This window comes from Paenibacillus sp. HB172176 (assembly GCF_011947265.1).
Classification (GTDB): Bacteria; Bacillota; Bacilli; order Paenibacillales; family Paenibacillaceae; genus Pristimantibacillus.
This window is the reverse complement of the sequence record NZ_JAATHD010000039.1, coordinates 17914-36702: the sequence shown is the minus strand read 5'-3', so window position 1 is coordinate 36702 and position 18789 is coordinate 17914. Positions and strand designations below refer to the sequence as shown.

The window sequence follows — 18789 nt, the reverse complement described above, 5'->3', positions numbered from 1 at the left end:
AGATAATCGCTTGTTATCTTTAATATTCGCCATCAGAGATGTGATTTCCTTCGTTTTTCTAGCTTTTTATTTAAGTTGCTTCACGGATTAAGGAAAAAGGTTTTCCTCTCCGAAGAGGCCACTGAAAAACTCACGATTCAAATATAATTAATAATTTACTTGACTCTTGCAAAAATCCGAAATTGAGCCTTCAGCAGACATACGGGTAGCGTATATGGTGTTTAGAGCATTATGAGATCATCTTGAGATCTCGTAATATGTCGAATAGCGGCTTCTTCTGGATCGCTTGTTCAAAGACATAGAGCAACATTTGCCCCTTATGCTCATGACGGAACCTTCGAACCACATCGCCAAGCGTTAACTTGGTTGAAGGTTTAGACCATTTCATTCTTTGGAGCTCGAGCAGGTTTTGTGTTAAGAATTGAATAGCCCAGTAACGATTAATGCCCTTAAACGAAAGCAATTGGTATTGATCAAAGCCAAGCAACTCTTTGAAGTAGCGGTATCCCGTCTCCACCTTTTATGCGAATATTCGCATAAGCTATCGAGGTGTTTTTCAGGTGGATCAAACAAAACCTCAATGTGCCTGTCTTATTTGATACGACTAAAAATGCGGTGTTCAACCAACTTTTTGCGGGGTTGATGACTTATGTCATTTTGAAGTGGCTATATATTCGCGCCAAAACCTTCGTTATTTCTTGTATGTCCGTACCCCTTATTCGATTCAAAGAGCAGATTAAACATCATCGGTTGCAGCCAGAGTGGATGATGGCCGTTAATAGAGTCATAGATAATTACGTCTATTCGGCATCTCTAGATCATACAAATACTGGTTAATCAACAGGCGTGCTGAGCTACTTACTAGCAAGTTCTCGATGTATTTCCTACTTGGAAATCGTTGAAAATTCATTAAAGTTAGCAAGCAGAACAAAATCACCTAACGGTGACTTAACTTACTAGCCGACGGTTACTCTTCCGCCGGCTTTTCCTTTCTCACCAAGGTTCCATTACATTCAGGACAGAAAAATTCAGGGCTTTCACCTGGCTCTAAATCATAAGCACATTCTGCAACTATGAACTCTGGAACAGGATCTATACATCCGCAGTCCACGCAGTAGTAATCGATAAAGATCTCCTCTTCATCGTCATCTTCAAAGTAGAACACTTCTTTCATGTCCCCCTTTTCTTCTTCATCCTGTCTGTTGTTTTTTCTTTCGTTCATACCGAACTCCCCATTTCTTCTGATATGCTCTTTCGCTTTCCTCATCATAATAATAAATTCGGCCATAATCTGCATGCCAAATCACCACAAGCAACATCGTCTGCTTGCAGCAGGGACAGGCAATTGGATCACGTTCATAGGTTTCAATCATCCGTTCCCGATAGGTCTTTTTTCTTGGCTCTTTCGGAGGAAATGTCATTTCGATTTGCTTGTACACCATGTATCGCCACAGGTTAATAATCTTCTGCGACTCTTTATTCTTGCCTCTACTGTATAGGCCGTACCTGCCCACCATTCGAATATGCTTGGGCGGAATATGTTGAACGAGATCGTGAATAAACCTCATGGCCGGAGCTACTACATCGATCCTCTTCCCCGTCTGATGATCCTCATACCAATAATGCACCTTATGATAGTCGTACTTGATAATTCGGTACTCTGCTATGGCTGGACGTGCTAAATAACGGCCTATGTATTTGGCCGCTCCACGTGCATCCTTCATTCTTGTTTCTGCATTCACATAAAATCCATGCTTATATCTGTGGTAAAGTTGATTAACCAATGCTTTGATCTTCTCGTCCTCCGGGAACCATTTCAGCATAAGATCCATCAACAGTTTCTGCCATGATTTCCTCAGGTACGTAAAGGATATATAGTCGACGCTTTTCCATTGTCGATGACAGTCCAGCGCGCCTTCTGTCACCAACGCATGAATATGCGGATTGAATTTCAAGTCTCGTCCAAAGGTATGGATTACCGTAATGACGCCAACCTCGTACTGCTTACTTTTGTTTTTACTACGATAATAATGCTGAATGACCTGGGCCACTCGTTTACTCATCTCGTTCAGTCGACTTCTATCTCGGAAAAAGTACTTCCTTAGCTCTTTCGGTACGGTGAATACCGTATGTCGATGCGGCACATTCAGGATTCGTTCTTGTTGTTTTTCTGCCCATTCATCTGTGTACTTCTTTCCGCATCCGTGACAAAAACGACTTTTGCACGTGAAACAGATGAATACAGGTTCAGGAGCACCTGCGGTACATCCTTTGCATTCATACCGAGCGTATCCCATATCCTTCGTTCCACAACGTGTCGCTTTCTTTACCGCTTCCGGTATTGCCGTTTGTAATTCTTCAGGAAATCGATCGGCATGGAGTTCCCAGAAGCCATGAAAGTGATCCTTCAATATTTGTTTGACTACTCCTCGTTTTTTCCATGTATTTGATCTCTCCATCTCGATCCCCTCCTACTTATTTCTTCGACCTATTTATCCACAAATTTTAATGTTGCATAATTTCCTAAACAACAAAAAAACATACGGGTCCCGTATGTTCGAATGGTCTCCTAGATATACCCTTGTGATTCGCTTAATAGCGGCGCCTTCCATGCCAGAAAAAGAGACGGCATGGATAATGCTTGATGAATCGTAATGGATTAATTATACATGAGTACCTGCATTGCCTGCAATATGAACGGCCTGAAGTAAAACGACGCGCGGCCGCTATCTAGAGTCAGTTAAGTAGGTATACAAAGTATACTAATATATTATGTATACCAATGATTAAAAATGAGGCGACATCGACGATCGAATTCTTGAATAAGATCCGGTATCATGTGCAAGATGAAAGTCCTCGCCTCCTCCGCAACACTCCGACGTGTATTGTACTGAGCAATTTTTCCGAATCAATGATTAAGAATGGAATTGTCGTCACTCGCACCAGTCCATTTCTCGATAATAACGCTCCCGTTAGGATCCAACTGCTCAATGTGAGCACGAACGTCATCGATGATAATCACTGGATCAATAATTCGTTCAACCGAGTGAGAGACGAACTCCTCGACCCACTTGCCTCGAACAAAATTTCGATCGTCCAAGGTATAGATTGCCCCTGGAACATTGCGATAGCGACTCGAATCCGCCCCAGCACAGCTCGCGAAAGATAGGATTTAACGCGGATTTACGCATGGGAAATCGTCACTTTAATTATCGCCCCACTCTAAGAGTTGCCAACCTTTCCAATGGTACGACTTATTCTTCCGTTTGCCCTGCATGGAGTATTTGATCTTTCTTATACCGTCCGAGGCTTGAGTGACCGTGCCATCAAGCAAATCCTCGTGCTCACGCAGCCAGTGCTTAAGATTGCGGCAACGATACGTCTCGCCGTCTGGAGACACGATAACCCACTCCTTAGCGTGCATGTGGGTCTCAAAACTTTCGAGGGGCGAATGAACACCTACAACATAAGTAGCCACCTCTTTTATCACGGAAGAATCAATCTTTGAAATTTCTAACAAATAGGCTATGTTAAGCCTTGGATTGTAGATGCCTAATTTTTTTATATTTTGGAACTCCGTATGAATTGAGCGAAGACCCAAAATATAGTAAACTAACAATTGCAAAGTATGCGTACTTGTTGGAGAATTCTTAGACACCTTTAAATCCCACAAAGTATCTTCTGTCAGGTAATCCCCGTCGCCGGACGTAATCATCGGTGTATAAGCTAATTCAAAAGTGAACCCTTCCTTAATAATTGGTCCAGAATGCTCCCAGAATGAAAGGCCCCTATTCACCATTGTACGAATGTTAGACACAGTATTTTCATCGGGATTAATGTCTTCCACTGGCATATACCTGAATGTGCCCACCCTAACGCACACGTCATAACCCACAAGTTTACAAGCATAAATTATGGATTGATCATCCAAGCCCTTTATCTGATTTATGAATTCTTTTGCTTTATTTTCTTGTTTCATGTATTGAGAGCCAATTAGCGAAATCTTATATGCCTCTTCCGCAGGAGTTCCAGTCATGAAGCGAATCAAGTAATCTACCGCTATCCCGACTAAACCAGCATATATATTCTCCTCTGAGCACAATTCGATCCCGTCATCGAAAACTGTTTTAGTAAAATCGTTTGGTCTTAAAAAGCCTCCATAAGGCTGTTTGAATTTCTTGACTCTTTGTGTGACGGATGCCATTATATTATCCCCCTAGATCATATGTACGACTATTACCGTTTCGTGTGGTGACCCCATATAGACAGCAAAAAAGACAACCTCTGTTTGAAGTAGAGGTTTCTTTACATTTTTATCCATGCGTTTGCGAGTAGTGTCAGCTACGCAGGTACAGCCCCATATGCCCTTGTACTGTTGAAGTGTATAGTGGCATTGTTTGAGGTGTGACCTTCAAATCTAATGCCACAGGATGCCCCCCGTCGATTGATAATATATTAGCTGTATTCCAAGTCAAAAACTCTGTAGAGTCAAAATCCTGATAACCATGAGTATTATCGGATTGATGATCATTTAGTACATTCTCAACAAGGGAGAAGTCAGTCCCGGCTGTTGTAGTAAATAGTTCACTTGCATATTGAGATTGGGTACTAGAGCCATTGAAATAATGTAGAATTTGTTCTGTGATTGCATGCATGATAAGGCAGGCACTTTTGTGTGAAACTGAAAATATAAATAATTCATTTAAATAATGCAAATTTGGACATTTTTCGACATTTAAATCAAATTAATTTGAAACTAATTGCTCATTACAACTATAAATGCTTTTGATACTATGAATTAATAATTTCAAACGGGAGTGATGCCTATTAATCATTAATTGCAGTTATTAAGTTATTAATTATTATTGATGTAGCATGAAAAAATTAAGTATCAGCGGGAAATATCGTTTTTAAATCACCACTTTTTTTGTTTGGCTTATGATCAAAAGTAATTCTATAAAGTTCATTTTCTTTAATTAGATTCCATGTGTTTTCATTGTCGAGTGTCAACTCAAACTGCTCTGGGTTTTTCCCCAAATCATTAATAATGATCGAAAAATCATTTAGTGTCTGTTTTTTACTTAATACTACGTATATCCCTGTTGTATTACTAACATTGCTGCATGAGGAGATGAAAAGAACTAAGGAAAACATTATCAAAAAAATCACTTTTTTAAGCATTTTTCTTCACACCCTTTAATTTGTTTTGTGATTTATATAATACCTTATAAACCTTGAATTTTAAAATTATATGCCTATTAGGAGGAATGATTTTGAAAAAGTCTTCTTTAGTTGTATTGTCATTGATTCTAGCCCTATCCATAGTTCCTGCAGGTGTTTCGGCAAAAAATTCACCTGTTGACCCGCAAAATGTAAATAATTATTCAGACGAAGATATTAACCAAATTCTAATTAATTCCGGCATGCCTGAAGAAAAAGTAGAACAAACTGATATTGATTTGAAACGTGCGATTATTCGCGACAATGGAGAAAATTTGTCCTACACGGGCTCAGAAAATAAAGATTATAAATATGACTTTCAAGGAAAGCTAGTTGAAGTCGAACAACTCCAAACTTCTGGTGGCATAACTACTATGGGAGCAATCTCAAGCGCTGATCTATCATTTACAGTTTTAGTTTTTGATGGAACTGGCACTAATGTTAAAGAGATTTATGGAGGCTGGCAATGGAATACAACTGGAAATGGCCCAAGCGAAACTGCTCCACAAGGCGTTTATAAAGATGTAATGGCAATTGCCATTCCTGATGGTTGGGAAATCCAGTCTAATAGTTACTCTTCAGAAATTTATAAAAATGAACGAGACCCTTATACTTCACAACCTACTACTTGGCAGCTACTTTCCGGTGGTTATGATAATAACGGACAACCAGCTACGGACGGCTATGACTTATATGGAGCGGCTTGGAGAATGAGTAGTGCTGCATCCAGTCCATTTGCCTGGTTTAAAGGGCATGTTCATTTTGATATGAAAAAAGTTCAAAGTGATGCTATTAATAGAGTGCTCGTGAAATATATGGAGGCACAAAGCAATCCATTCACAGGATTCAGTGCAACTCTAGGTTGGACTCCACTTAGCGTTACTTATACTCCGACAAATGGTAGTACGAATATAGGTTCTCTAGACTACACTTTTACAATGTAAATAAAATAGAACGAGGAGATCATTTGCGATCTCCTCGTATTTAAATAAAAGATCTCGCGTCTATTCTCCTTTTGAGAGGCCGTATATTATAACCTTTCAATTTTCTCGTTTGATTGTTATGTCTCCTCAACTATTGTTTACTGAACACAATGCACCCACTCCTTAGATCACTCTGACTTGTTGCCTAAAAGTGAAATTAGCCCACTCCTCTAGCGTCATACCATGGCGCTCCTGAAAGCCTCTCAACTCATCGTTCGCCTCGAACACGACTAGTTCATTATCGGCTTCCTCATCGACCGACTTACCCGCCGGGGTTTTGCCATAATTATATTCATTCGGTACTACATGGAGCAACCGTACATAATCACTGGATTTGTTACAAGCGGCACCAACCGCGATATTGTCTTCTTGCCCCGCGTCCCGAAAATGGCGTAATGCGTCATTTCGGTATTCAACTTGTCGCAAATTCGGTAGGTTGGATAAAGCCATGCTGACCAGCCTCCTTTGCTGTTTGAGTACATCATAATGATCCTGACATTCCTAACCGACGCAGCTTCAAATCCTCGATCGCCGACTGCACCCGGACACACACATCCAGGCGATAATCTCGTTCGCCACGCTCTCTGTAGCGTTCTTTGATAGCACCCGGCATAAATCGAATACTGCGAGAGTTTAAAATACCAAAGCGTGCCTCCACAATACCTTTCCAATCCGCTCTATATGGTGGAGCATTTTCTACATCGACACCTAGAACGTCTATAAGCCGAGTCGGCTGTTCGCCCTCTAGTTCACCGCGATCTGCTGTAAGCTTTTGCGGTAGATGGCTGCTCATCCATTCCGATTCGGTTATCTCGATACCGTATTCGGCACAAAATTTGACTTTATCAGCCGTTGTATTGGCTAATGCCATCATGGCTCCAACCCAACTCGGTCCCTCCAAGCCGATATATATGCCAGTGATATAGCGGCTAAATACATCAATGACAATGTATATAATCGGCCGCCCAATGATCCATTCCCGTTGATATTCACTGACCAAATAGACATCCGCAACAGTGGCATCAATTTGAAACCTGGAGCCTGGGCCGAAGCTCTCTTGAGTAGAACTTCCAAGTATCGGACGGTAACTCAACTCATATCTCTTTTGACCGAGCCTGCTTTTCAGTGTATCTTCAAGATTCATTTCTTTCTGAAACCAATACTTATATTGACCGAAAGTGGGCAGCTTCTCTGGAGGAGGGAGGACAGGGATATACGCTTGCCCTTCCTGACGATACCCGTTTGCAAAAAACTTCTCCAGCGTCTTCTGATAGGCATGTTTTTATCCACTCCACTTGCTTACAAAGCCTGGATTCAAGACCAGCTGCAAATTCGGAATAAGCTTTCATAACGGAAAAGGCCTTATCATCTTCCATGGCAATGCAATAGAGATATTCCTTATTCGGGGCAATCCATAATATTCTCTCTACCTGACGCAAGTCGGATTCAGGTAATTGCCATTCAACAACCATATTTTCATAGAGGATATGCACACCTTAGCCGCCTTTCGCCAATTGATCTTTTGCTTGATTAACATGAAATCTGTTAGCGCTGCTAGAAGGACTTATCTTCTCATTCATATTTACAGCCCAAATTTTACGAGCGAGAAAATGTCTAAACATCGCCAAAGAAGTACCGGCTTCAAGCCCCATTTGCTCATCACAAGCCAGACAAGCCTTTGCTATCGTTATGCCTGACAGTAGTGAAGCTGCCAGTGAACGCTCCAAGCTCTGAACAGCAAAGTTCCCCAGCGCCTGGACATCTTCGTTATGGTATTCCTTATGAATCCATTCGACATTCCGAATCAGCGTATAGGGCAAATCCCTTTCGGTCACGATCCCCCCATCAACTTGATGCGACTGCCAATATATTCGTTCTATTTCGAATTTCTCTAGTATACGATCATTCTCTAATTCTTTTGATGGCTTGACCGTTCTTGCGAATTCCTTGTCCTTATATGTAATAACAAAATCCGTTGTCATGACGATATCTACGCCAGTCTTAGGATCTTTGGGATGTTCAACACCGAGTTTCTCCGCTATCAGCTTCGTTTCTTCCAGCGGAAGAAGGGGATACTGCTCTTGAATGTCCGTCACCTCATCGGCAAAATCCAAAGCATAGAAATAGTCACGCTCCAGATCAGACAGAAAGGTGTGCTGCCTGCCAGTAGTCCAACCCAAACCTCGAGTCGATCGCCTGTCGAAGGCACATCCTGTACCCGTAGCCATGGAAGGTAGTCGGCTCCAGATCCTTGACCTCTGCCTTCTTTGATGAATCTATTAATTTTGCTATCTGTTATCTCACGTTTTCTTTTTGCCACAATAAACGACACCCCCAACATAAATCGGATAGGAGGCTACCCATTAATTGAGTAGCCGACCTTCCACACCACCGTACGTACCGTTCGGTATACGGCGGTTCCTAAGTTTACGCCTTAGCAGTTTTGAAATGCTCCGAGAAAAATGTGTATCCCGCTTGTTTTAGACGTGAGTCAGTCAGAGATGTGTTTAAAATCGGGCTTTGGGCAATCCGCCAATAGCCTTTTCTTGTACACGCGAATTTGAAAGCAGTGTTGTGGTTGTGTCCGAGTTTGCGGAGCATTGCGTATCTGGTTCGAACTCGTCTCCATCGTTTCCAGATATACATCCGTAATCTTCGTCTTAACCATTTGTCCGTTCCTTCGAGCATCTTCCTCATATCTGCGAGTTTGAAGTAATTAATCCAGCCCGTGATATATTGTTTCAGCTTTAATTTCAGCAGGTCGTATCCGAACCCACTGCTTCTGGCAGTGAGTTCCTTTATCTTTGCTTTCATCTTGCTGATGCTCTTGGCATGGACACGTAGTTTAATTCCGTCTTTGGACGGGTAAAATCCGTATCCCAGGAACTTAACCCTGCCGATGTAGGCAACTACCGTTTTCTCTCTGTTCACCTTGAGCCGTAGTTTTCCCTCGATGTAGGGCAGAATGTGTTTCAGCATCCGCTCGGCTGATCGTTTTGTCTTTGCAAAGAGAAGCATGTCGTCGGCGTACCTAACAAACCTGATTCCTCTGCGTTCCAGTTCTCGGTCAAGCTCGTTCAGCATGATATTACTGCATAAAGGGCTAATGTTCCCGCCTTGAACGAGTCCGAGTTCTGTCTCTTCGAACTTCCCCTTGTTCATTGCTCCCGCCTTTAGATACTTGTGTATGAGGGATACCACCCTGCCATCTTTAATCGTTCTGGACAGCAATTTAATCATCTTCGATTGGTTGACCGTATCAAAGAATTTCTCCAGGTCCATGTCGACTACGTAGGTGTACCCTTCGTTTGCATATTCCTTACACTTTCTCAGTGCATCGTGGGCGCTTCGCTTGGGTCGGAAACCATAACTTGTTTCCGCGAATTGCGGTTCGAAGAGGGGCGACATTACTTGCATGATGGCCTGCTGTAACACCCTATCTACTGCCGTTGGGACTCCAAGCGTTCGCATCTTTCCATTGTCCTTGGGTATTTCAACCCTACGGACTGGATTTGGACGGTATTTGCCATCCAGAACTAGTTTTACGAGTTCATCCCCGTTATCTCTGAGATATTGCAGAAGATGCTCCACTTTCATCCCATCGATGCCGTGTGAGCCTTTGTTCCTCTTCACTTGCTTGTAAGCTTCGTTAAGATTTCCTCGACTCAGGATTCTCTCTAAAAGCTCGTCCTCTCGACTGTTGGCGTTGGTGTTGTTGTTTTCTGTTATCCGCTTGTCGGTAAGCGCTCCCGCATACCCTTCGTGTTCCGCACTATCTCTTTGCGGGCAGCCCTTGCCACAGCAAGGTATTCTGCTTTCTTTTATCCCGACTTTGGTAACATTCATTGACTAAACACCTCCTTAGGTTCAACCCTTCATAACGCTGCCTGGCCGCGTTACTAATATGGTATCTGCTGACTTCTCACGACAAATCTTGTTTCAACCGCATTTCGCAAATACGCTTCATGCGTCCGTGAGACCTCCCACGGTAAGACGCGTAACTTTCATTCCATGTACCCGCCACATTTACATCCTCGTGTCCGTGCAGTTTATTGGATTTCGTCTTGTATTGCAGACTCATCCCACTTTGGATGCCTGATGCGATTCGTGTTCCTCGGGTCGGAACTTTGCCGCCAGCTTCCTTCAGATTCCACCTCGCGATGGACACCCTTGCTCTTGGCTAATGGTTGGCAACTGCCAGCCCCCATAGCGGACTTTCACCGCCTAGCTACGCGCCATGCGTGGCGCACAATAAAAATGAGGCTACCATAGGTAGCCTCAAATAGAGTCATGTTGTTATTCTGGATGTCGGTTCTGAGACAGTAGAAGAGCTCCTAGTAGCAGTATGGCCAGTTACGTCAGTCTAACTTTATTTTCTTCTGACATATAACCCCAGTCCTTTCCCCTTATTCAACAGTAACCGATTTTGCCAAATTCCTCGGTTTATCAACATCATGCCCAAGCGCCAGAGAGGCGTAGTACGACAGCAGCTGCAACGGGATGACGGCAAGCGCTGGCGATAGGATTGGCAATGTCTTCGGAATGGCGAAGATTTCGTCGACGGATTTCGCGACCTCGCCTTCGAAGCCGCTGTTGGCGACAGCAAGCACATGAGCGCCGCGAGCCTTCACTTCCTTAATGTTGCTAAGCGTCTTCTCGTACAGCGTCTCTTGCGTCACCAGCGCGATGACCGGAACGCCTTCCTCAATAAGCGCCAACGTGCCATGCTTCAATTCGCCGGCTGCATAGGCCTCGGAATGAATGTAAGAAATTTCCTTAAGCTTCAACGAGCCTTCCTGAGCGACAGCATAATCCACGCCGCGGCCGATGAAGAAGAGGCTGCGATGATGCGAGATCGATTCCGCGACCTGCTTCAGCACGACGGCTTGCTCCAGGATCTTCTCCACTTGCTCCGGCAAGGCATTCAGTCCTGTAATCAGCTCTTCCATAGCTGCCGGTTCCTGCGTGCCAAGCACGCGTGCAAGATGGAGACCGAGCAGATAGAAGGCGATAAGCTGCGAGGAATAGGCCTTGGTCGAGGCGACCGCAATTTCCGGACCCGCCCATGTCGTAATCACATCATCCGCCTCGCGAGCAACCGAGCTTCCGACAACATTCGTAATCGCGAGCACGCGAGCGCCGTTGCGCTGCGCTTCACGAAGCGCAGCCAGCGTATCCGCCGTCTCGCCCGATTGACTGACCACAATGACCAGCGTCTGCGGCGTAATGATTGGCGAACGATAGCGATATTCGGATGCGACATCATTCTCGACCGAGATGCGCGCGAGCGACTCGATGACCGACTTGCCGACAAGTCCGGCATGATACGCCGTTCCGCAGGCGACAATATGCACCCTGTTAATCGATTTGATGTACTCATCGGACATCGACAGTTCCTTCAAATCGACGGATTTGCCGTCATCCGACACTCTGCCCAGCATCGTATCACGATACGCCTTCGGCTGTTCATAGATTTCTTTCAGCATAAAATGATCAAATCCGGCTTTCTCGGCCGTAACGAGATCCCAATCGACATGGAATATTTCCTTGGAAATAGTTGCTCCCTCGATCGTCATTAATTCGACAGCGTTGCACGTCAACACCGCCATTTCGCCATCATTCAGAATATACACATTGCGCGTATGCTCCAATATGGCGGGAATATCCGAGCCGATGAAGTTCTCTCCGTCGCCGATTCCGATAACGAGAGGGCTTGCGAAACGAACGGCAACGAGCTTCTCCGGTTCGAATTCGGTCAATACGCCTAGAGCGAACGCTCCGCGCATGCGCGCGACAGCCCGCTGCACCGCTTCGACAATATTGCCGTCATATTCGTCCGCGACAAGATGCGAGATCACCTCTGTATCCGTCTCCGACACGAATACATGGCCTTTCGCGGCAAGCTCATCCTTCAGATCCAGATAATTCTCGACAATGCCGTTATGCACGACCGAGAACTTCGCCGAGTTATCCGTATGCGGATGCGAGTTCAGGTCGGACGGCTTGCCATGCGTTGCCCAGCGCGTATGCCCGATGCCGACAGAGCCTGCCAGCGGCTCACCCTTCAGCTTATCCTCGAGCACGGCCAAGCGGCCTTTCGACTTCGAGATTTGAAGTCCTTCCTTCGTGAAGACAGCGATACCGGCGGAATCGTATCCCCGATACTCGAGCTTCTTCAATCCTTCCAGCAAAATATCCTGAGAGTCGCGCTTACCAATATATCCAACAATTCCACACATAATTAATAAACCTCCGATAACGGTATATTTCCCGAGTCTCGGATGCTGGCTGTGCGCGGCACAGGTGAATATGAAGTTGTCACATAATGTAACCCTTCTGCCCGTGCCGACCTCACAGGCGGCATCGTGGACATATGGGAGCGTTCTGCAGCAGCCTGCCGCACGTTTGTCGGATCGGTCGCCCGATCGTTTTGCGTTACGGCTTTCGGTTGGCTTGCTCGTTACCGGAAGGTCCCCGCCGAATGCTTCGAACACCTTCACCTCGTCAGCTTCCCGTATGTCGCCCCGTCATAAAGCCCACTTTCCATGCGGCTTCTCCGGCGCGATCATCACGCAAGCTCTGGCGCTTGTAAATCTAGTACGACCTCTTCCCTCTCTTTCCTGCTGGAATCATATGTCCTATCATATTCATATTCCTCGATTCGTGCAACTATTATTCGTTAATTTCCCGAAATGCGACAAGATCTCCTATCTTTCTACACCGAAAAATTATAATTCAAACCTATTGTCAAATAAATCTTTCCTGTGTTATTATTTGGGACATAGAGATTGTGAATTTGTTCACAAACAAGAAGTCGCTCGACACACGTATCTTCAGCTGTTTGTTCGCAGTTTTGTGAAATGTTTCACAAATAATGATTGTGCCTTTCATGAATCGATGCATTCAACGATGCCTTCAGCGACAGAATGCATCTGCATTCAAGTTTGTGAATAATTTCACAACATTAATCCCTGCTACCGAAAGGAGCGCTATCCCATGACTACTACACTTACAGAAGAAAAGGTCGAAACCGCTGACGCCGGTTACCGATTATCGCCAAAGCTTCTCGAGCAATTAAGCAAACCCGAGGTGGAGCAATCGCTCCTGAGTCTGCTGGAACAGCTTCCGAAGCTGGAGCAGATGATCTCCACGATGGCAAAAACCTACGACAAAGCGCAGCAAATATGCAGTGATCCAGTAATCAGAGAGGATCTGATCGACGGGGCGAAGGAAGTTCTTCTTCCCCTCCAGGACAAAGCCAAAGCCCTAGCCGCAACAGCCATCGAAGCTCAGGAGGAAGCCGCCAAAAACACTCGGACCATCGGTCTGCTCGGCATGCTTCGAATGCTGAAATCGCCCGGCGTGCAGTCTGTTTTGAGATTTTCGCAGGCTTACTTGAACCTCATGCAATCCGGCAACAACAAACAAGGGAGATGAGATCATGAAGCATATTGTCATTCTAGGCGGAGGTTACGGCGGATTAGTCAGCGCTCTGGCAGCGAGGAAGCTGCTCTCGCAGGAGGAAGCCGCCATTACACTGGTCAATCAATACAAGACGCATCAGATTATAACGGAGCTGCACCGACTCGCCGCAGGCGGTCTGTCGGAACGAGCCATCGGGCTGCCGCTTGAGAAGCTAATTAAGGGAAAAGGAATCGAGCTGGTGATCGACAAGGTCGCCGCCATCAAGCCGGATCAGAAGCAGGTAACTCTTCAGCACAACAGCAAGCCGCTGAGCTATGATCTGCTGGTCATCGCGCTTGGAAGCCAGACCTCGTTTTTCCAAATTCCCGGCCTTGAAGAGCACAGCCTGACGCTGAAATCCGCTAACGAGGCCAATCAGATTCGCTCGCATATCTTGGCAAAATTCGATCAATATAAGCTGCGCCGGCAGCCGGAGGATGCTGCCATCGTCATCGGAGGCGGCGGCTTGACCGGGGTCGAGCTAGTCGGAGAATTAGCTGACCGCATGCCGATTTGGTGCAAGGAGAGGGGAATTCAGATGGGAGACATCTCGCTGTATTGCATCGAGGCAGCTCCGAACATTCTGCCCGGCTTCGAGAGCGAGCTGGTCGACCGCGCCAGAAGCAGCCTGACCGCTCGCGGCGTGACGTTCATCACAGGCATGCATATTGCCGAATATACAGGGGAGCTTGTGCGGCTTAGAGACGGCCGGGAGATTCCCGCTTCCACGCTGGTCTGGACCGGCGGCGTGAAGGGCAATCAACTCGTCGCGGATTCGGGCATCGCGCTGGAGCGCGGCCGAGCGCAGATCGACCCGTATCTCGCTTCCGTATCACATCCCGATATCTTTGTCGCCGGCGACAGCGCGGTCTTCCGCAACGAGCTGGATCAACCGACTCCGCCATCGGCCCAGCTAGCCTCACAGATGGGCGACGCGATCGGCTATAATCTCTACGCGACGATACGCGGGCTCCCGCTTGAAGCGTTCCGCTTCAAGAACTCCGGCAAGCTGGTCAGCCTCGGCCGCAAGGATGCCATCGCTTCCGTGGGAGCGAACAACATTGCGCTCAAAGGACTGCCGGCTTCCCTCATGAAGGAAGGCAGCAAAGCGCGCTATCTCGCTCATATTAACGGGTTGTCGGCCTATATGTATTGATGCGGGGCATGCAAAAAAAAGAGCGAGGCGAGCAACAGTCCAGCGGACCTCGCTTGCCTCTCTCATTCCTTAACCCAGTTCACTTTTCACCACATTAGCGATTTGATCCACATAGGCTTCCACTTGAGCTTTGTCCGGTCCTTCGGCCATGACGCGAATCAGCGATTCGGTGCCCGATGGACGGACCAGCACGCGGCCGTTGTCGCCGAGCTCCGCCTCCACGTCGGCCACTGCCTTCAGAATCGCTGCGTTGCCCGCATACCTGCTCTTGTCCGCCACGCGTACATTGACCAGCTTCTGCGGGAACTTCCGCATAAGCGTCTTCAGCTCGCCGAGCTTCTTGCCCGAAGCGGCAACCGTATCCACCAGCTGCAGTGCGGTCAGAATGCCGTCGCCCGTCGTAATATGATCGAGGAAGATGACATGGCCGGACTGCTCGCCGCCCAGATTGTAGCCGCCGCGGCGCATCTCTTCCATGACGTAGCGGTCGCCGACCGCCGTCTGCGCCGTCTTCAGTCCGATGCTGCCCGCTCCCTTGAAGAAGCCAATATTCGCCATCACCGTCGTGACGACCGTGTCATGGGACAGCTTGCCCTCCCGCTTCAAGCGGTCGCCGATAATGCAGAGGATGAAATCGCCGTCCACCTCTTCGCCCTTCTCGTCGATCGCGATCAAGCGATCCGCGTCGCCGTCGAAGCTGAGGCCGAGATCGGCGCCGAGCTCCAGCACCTTCTCCCGCAGAAATTCCGGATGCGTCGAACCGACGCCAGCGTTAATATTGCGGCCGTCCGGCTCGGCGCCTACCGTCGCAATCTCCGCTCCAAGCTCGCGGAACACCGCTGGCGCAAGCTCATAAGCGGAGCCGTTCGCGCAATCGAGCACAATTTTCAGCCCGCTGAATTGCCCCTTGATCGTTGTTTTCAAGAAATCCAGATACCTTCGCTTCGCTTCACTGTCATCCGTCACCACACCCACATCGCCGCCAACTGGACGAGGCAGGGCATCGGTAGGCGCGTCGATCAGCGCTTCGATCTCCAGCTCCGTCTCATCCGAGAGCTTGAAGCCGTCGCCCGCGAAGAACTTAATGCCATTATCCTCTACGGGATTATGCGAAGCCGAGATCATCACGCCAGCATCCGCTCCGAGCTCCTTCGTCAAGAAAGCAACCGCCGGCGTAGACACCACGCCTAAACGGACCACGCTCGCCCCGATCGACAGCAGCCCCGCGATGAGCGCCGATTCCAGCATCGGTCCGGATATGCGCGTATCCAGTCCAATGACCACCTTCGGGCGGCTTACGGCCGTCCTCGTCAATACATAGCCGCCGCAGCGGCCGATCTTATACGCCAGCTCCGGCGTCAATTCTCTATTGGCGACGCCGCGAACGCCGTCCGTACCGAAATATTTCCCCATCCTGCTTCTTCCCCTTTATCCCATGTCATTCGAATCCATTCGATTCATATCCCATTCCTTGACACTATGTCGGCAATGCTTCTCCCTATTCCGTAAAACGCATTCAACCGCGCTTACACGCCGGTCGACATCCCCGGCCTCGCCAGACTGCGATTCACACTATCCGTCGCATCAACCTTCGCGCTCTCACTGCGGTTCCCGCTTCCATCGCTCGGATCGACGGTCTTGCCAGTATCGGTTGGCTCCTCCGTCGCGGGCGGCGGCGTAGCTGTGCCTCCGCTTGGCGGGTCGGTCGCCTCAGTGTTATCGTCATCCACATCTTCTCCCGGATCAGTCGGATCGACAAGCGCCGACCCGTCCAGGATGTCGACGGTCACCGTCAGCGGCTTGTCATCCTCGAGCACTGGCTGTACATAGGACGGCAAGCCGAGATCGACCGGCAGCGTATACTCCCCGGGCTCGAGCCCGTCCACCTTGATCGAAGCGGATATATCCGAAGCCTTCACGCCGGACAACACCGTCTGAGCGCCCTTCAGCTTCACGCTCAGCTTGTTCCCGTTATCCCCAACAAATTCCGTCGTCAGTCCCTCGATCGCGCCGTTCACCTTCACTTGCACGTTATTGAAGGTTTGCGTTACGGTCGGTTCGACCACGACCATCATCTCGATCTCGCCGGGCGCCACCGACTCGATATCGTCAAGCGGAGACGCCTTCACCTTCACAATGCCCGTTTCCTTCACCTTCGACAGGTCCAGCACCGCGCCGTCATAGATCTGAATATCGCTCAGCTTGTCCTCCGGCGCATACACCGTCACCTGATCGAGCTGCGGCTGGATCGACACGAGACTGAGATTATCCGGCAGACTTCCCGTATAGCGCACCTGCAGCGGCACCTGCTTCGATGGAAGCGTAACGGGCGCCGACACATGAATCGTCTGCGGATCTACCACCGCGTCGGTAATCTCCTGGCCTTCCGTATCATAGACGACAATCTTCGCCTTCTTATTCTCGACCGTCTTCGTCGCGCCCGACACATCGAGCGACACGCCTACGACGCCTACGCGGCTCATATCGCCGTCGGGAAGCGTCACGTCAACCTTCGACCCGCCCTCAGTCAGAATCTCCGGCGTGCCAAGCACCATGCCGTCCGCGACCTTGCCCTCGGTCATCACTTCCACGTCGAACGATTTCGTCTCGATCTTCTCGAGCTGAACCGTCACCTCGCGCGGCGACAGCTCGATCTCCTTGATGCCCGAAGGCAGCTTTACCGTCAGGGGAAGCTTCTGAATGCCAGGCTTCGCATTTGAGACATCTACCTGCACGATATAATCTTCATTGGTAGCCGCATACAGACTCGTTATTCGACCTTCAACCACAAGCCGAGTCACCGTCGGTTCCATTGCCGTCAGCTTGTACTTCTTCGGATCAAGCCCCGTCGCAGAGATCGTCGCCGCTTCAATGACCTTCGTAACCGTATTCGATGTAGTCGTCTGCGGCGAGGTCTCCGGATCGATATGCACGACCGCCCAGAGCAAGAGGGCAAGAACGACGGAGATAATTTTCAGAACGGTAGGATGACTTAGCCACTTATCCATATCATTCTCCCTTCCGCTTCCCGAACAAGGACCAACCGCTGTCCTTCGAGCGTTCGTTCACCTTCGGAGTCAATTCCTCGAACAGCTTGGAGATGAGCGACTCTTCATTAATATCGCGGACAATCATGCCGTTGAAGGAGAGAGAGACCTGTCCCGTCTCCTCCGACACGACGACCGACAAGGCATCGCTGACCTCGCTGACACCGATCGCCGCCCGATGTCTCGTGCCAAGCTCCTTGCTGATAAAAGGATTCTCCGACAGCGGCAAATAACAGCCCGCCGCCATAATCTGATTGCCTCTAATAATAACCGCGCCGTCATGCAGCGGCGAATTCGGAGTAAAGATATTAATCAAGAGCTCGGAGGTAATCCGCGACTCCATGGCTATGCCGGATTCAATCAGCTCGCTGACGCCCGTCTTCCTCTCGAACACAATCAGCGCGCCCACCTTGCGCTTCGACATATTCTGCACCGCTTTGATCACTTCGTCGATCTGATCGCTGATCGCGTTGCGTTCGAGCGAGGAGGAGCGCGAGAACAGATTTCCCCGTCCAAGCTGCTCAAGGACGCGCCGGAGCTCAGGCTGGAAGATGATGAGCACCGTCACGATACCGAAGGTGAACATCTGGTTCATCAGCCATTTCAGCGTATACAGATTGAACCAGGTGCTGAGCGCCCAGGTGGCGACCAGCACGAATATGCCTTTGAGAAGCTGCACGGCGCGCGTGCCTCTTACAAGCAAAATCATTTTATAGATAATATAGCTAACGATGCCGACATCGACAATATCCTTCAGCCAGTTATTCCAAGACAAATCTGAAAAGTAGCTCATGCGTCAACCCCCAACTGCAAATCACGGCTCTCTCTATTATCGCACATTAACTTTATTATTTTCTATAAAACGCCTGTGAAATCCTCTAAATCAATAATATTTAATAAAAACATCGTCGAATCGACA

General features: G+C 48.1%; 16 protein-coding genes and 1 pseudogene. 4 read left to right on the top strand and 13 right to left on the bottom strand.

What is annotated here, in order from left to right; translation table 11 throughout:
- Window positions 1-540 precede the first annotated feature (540 nt).
- Window positions 541-679, top strand: a pseudogene (locus HFP08_RS29420) (IS4 family transposase); the annotation flags it as partial.
- Between the two features lie 288 nt (window positions 680-967).
- Here HFP08_RS29420 and HFP08_RS27745 read toward each other — a convergent pair.
- From HFP08_RS27745 to HFP08_RS27725, 5 genes are all read right to left on the bottom strand, one after another.
- Complete coding sequence (locus HFP08_RS27745; protein ID WP_168123878.1) at window positions 968-1222, bottom strand: hypothetical protein; 255 nt, start codon at window positions 1220-1222, stop codon at window positions 968-970.
- A complete protein-coding gene (locus HFP08_RS27740) occupies window positions 1191-2459 on the bottom strand; it encodes an IS91 family transposase (protein ID WP_168123877.1) in 1269 nt (422 codons plus the stop codon). Before HFP08_RS27740 ends, HFP08_RS27745 begins: the two co-directional genes overlap by 32 nt.
- A 449-nt stretch (window positions 2460-2908) precedes the next feature.
- Entirely contained in the window at window positions 2909-3100 is a 192-nt protein-coding gene (locus tag HFP08_RS27735; protein ID WP_168123876.1) for a hypothetical protein, read from the bottom strand.
- 105 nt (window positions 3101-3205) lie between these two features.
- Window positions 3206-4204: a hypothetical protein gene (locus HFP08_RS27730; protein WP_240941919.1), complete on the bottom strand. Its 999-nt coding sequence runs from the start codon at window positions 4202-4204 to the stop codon at window positions 3206-3208.
- A gap of 680 nt (window positions 4205-4884) precedes the next feature.
- Window positions 4885-5181, bottom strand: coding sequence for a hypothetical protein (locus tag HFP08_RS27725; RefSeq protein WP_168123875.1), 297 nt, complete (start codon window positions 5179-5181; stop codon window positions 4885-4887).
- Window positions 5182-5273: 92 nt separating this feature from the next.
- On the opposite strand from HFP08_RS27725, the gene HFP08_RS27720 reads away from it, so the two are divergent.
- Window positions 5274-6164: a hypothetical protein gene (locus tag HFP08_RS27720; protein ID WP_168123874.1), complete on the top strand. Its 891-nt coding sequence runs from the start codon at window positions 5274-5276 to the stop codon at window positions 6162-6164.
- 162 nt (window positions 6165-6326) lie between these two features.
- Here HFP08_RS27720 and HFP08_RS27715 read toward each other — a convergent pair whose 3' ends face one another.
- From HFP08_RS27715 to glmS, 5 genes are all read right to left on the bottom strand, one after another.
- Window positions 6327-6653 (bottom strand): hypothetical protein, encoded by a 327-nt coding sequence (locus tag HFP08_RS27715; RefSeq protein ID WP_168123873.1) that lies wholly within the window; start codon window positions 6651-6653, stop codon window positions 6327-6329.
- A gap of 31 nt (window positions 6654-6684) precedes the next feature.
- On the bottom strand, window positions 6685-7347 hold the full coding sequence (locus HFP08_RS27710; protein WP_168123872.1) for a DDE-type integrase/transposase/recombinase: 663 nt from the start codon (window positions 7345-7347) through the stop codon (window positions 6685-6687).
- A 352-nt stretch (window positions 7348-7699) separates the two neighbouring features.
- Complete coding sequence (locus tag HFP08_RS27705; RefSeq protein WP_240941918.1) at window positions 7700-8431, bottom strand: TnsA endonuclease N-terminal domain-containing protein; 732 nt, start codon at window positions 8429-8431, stop codon at window positions 7700-7702.
- Between the two features lie 199 nt (window positions 8432-8630).
- The gene (gene ltrA, locus HFP08_RS27700) at window positions 8631-10049 is read right to left on the bottom strand and encodes a group II intron reverse transcriptase/maturase (RefSeq protein WP_168123871.1); all 1419 of its coding nucleotides are present in this window, start codon (window positions 10047-10049) and stop codon (window positions 8631-8633) included.
- Between the two features lie 560 nt (window positions 10050-10609).
- The gene (gene glmS, locus HFP08_RS27690) at window positions 10610-12442 is read right to left on the bottom strand and encodes a glutamine--fructose-6-phosphate transaminase (isomerizing) (RefSeq protein WP_168123882.1); all 1833 of its coding nucleotides are present in this window, start codon (window positions 12440-12442) and stop codon (window positions 10610-10612) included.
- A 757-nt stretch (window positions 12443-13199) separates the two neighbouring features.
- On the opposite strand from glmS, the gene HFP08_RS27685 reads away from it, so the two are divergent.
- Together HFP08_RS27685 and HFP08_RS27680 are read left to right on the top strand one after the other, a co-directional pair.
- Window positions 13200-13640: a DUF1641 domain-containing protein gene (locus HFP08_RS27685; protein WP_168123870.1), complete on the top strand. Its 441-nt coding sequence runs from the start codon at window positions 13200-13202 to the stop codon at window positions 13638-13640.
- A gap of 1 nt (window position 13641) precedes the next feature.
- Complete coding sequence (locus tag HFP08_RS27680; protein ID WP_168123881.1) at window positions 13642-14823, top strand: NAD(P)/FAD-dependent oxidoreductase; 1182 nt, start codon at window positions 13642-13644, stop codon at window positions 14821-14823.
- A gap of 69 nt (window positions 14824-14892) precedes the next feature.
- Here HFP08_RS27680 and glmM read toward each other — a convergent pair whose 3' ends face one another.
- The 3 genes from glmM to cdaA all read right to left on the bottom strand — a co-directional run bounded on the left by glmM (window position 14893) and on the right by cdaA (window position 18663).
- The gene (gene glmM / locus HFP08_RS27675; protein ID WP_168123869.1) at window positions 14893-16236 is read right to left on the bottom strand and encodes a phosphoglucosamine mutase; all 1344 of its coding nucleotides are present in this window, start codon (window positions 16234-16236) and stop codon (window positions 14893-14895) included.
- Between the two features lie 113 nt (window positions 16237-16349).
- Complete coding sequence (locus HFP08_RS27670; protein WP_168123868.1) at window positions 16350-17831, bottom strand: CdaR family protein; 1482 nt, start codon at window positions 17829-17831, stop codon at window positions 16350-16352.
- Between the two features lies 1 nt (window position 17832).
- Window positions 17833-18663 carry a diadenylate cyclase CdaA gene (cdaA, locus tag HFP08_RS27665; RefSeq protein ID WP_168123867.1) on the bottom strand — a complete coding sequence of 277 codons (831 nt, stop codon included), beginning with the start codon at window positions 18661-18663 and terminating at the stop codon, window positions 17833-17835.
- Window positions 18664-18789 lie beyond the last annotated feature (126 nt).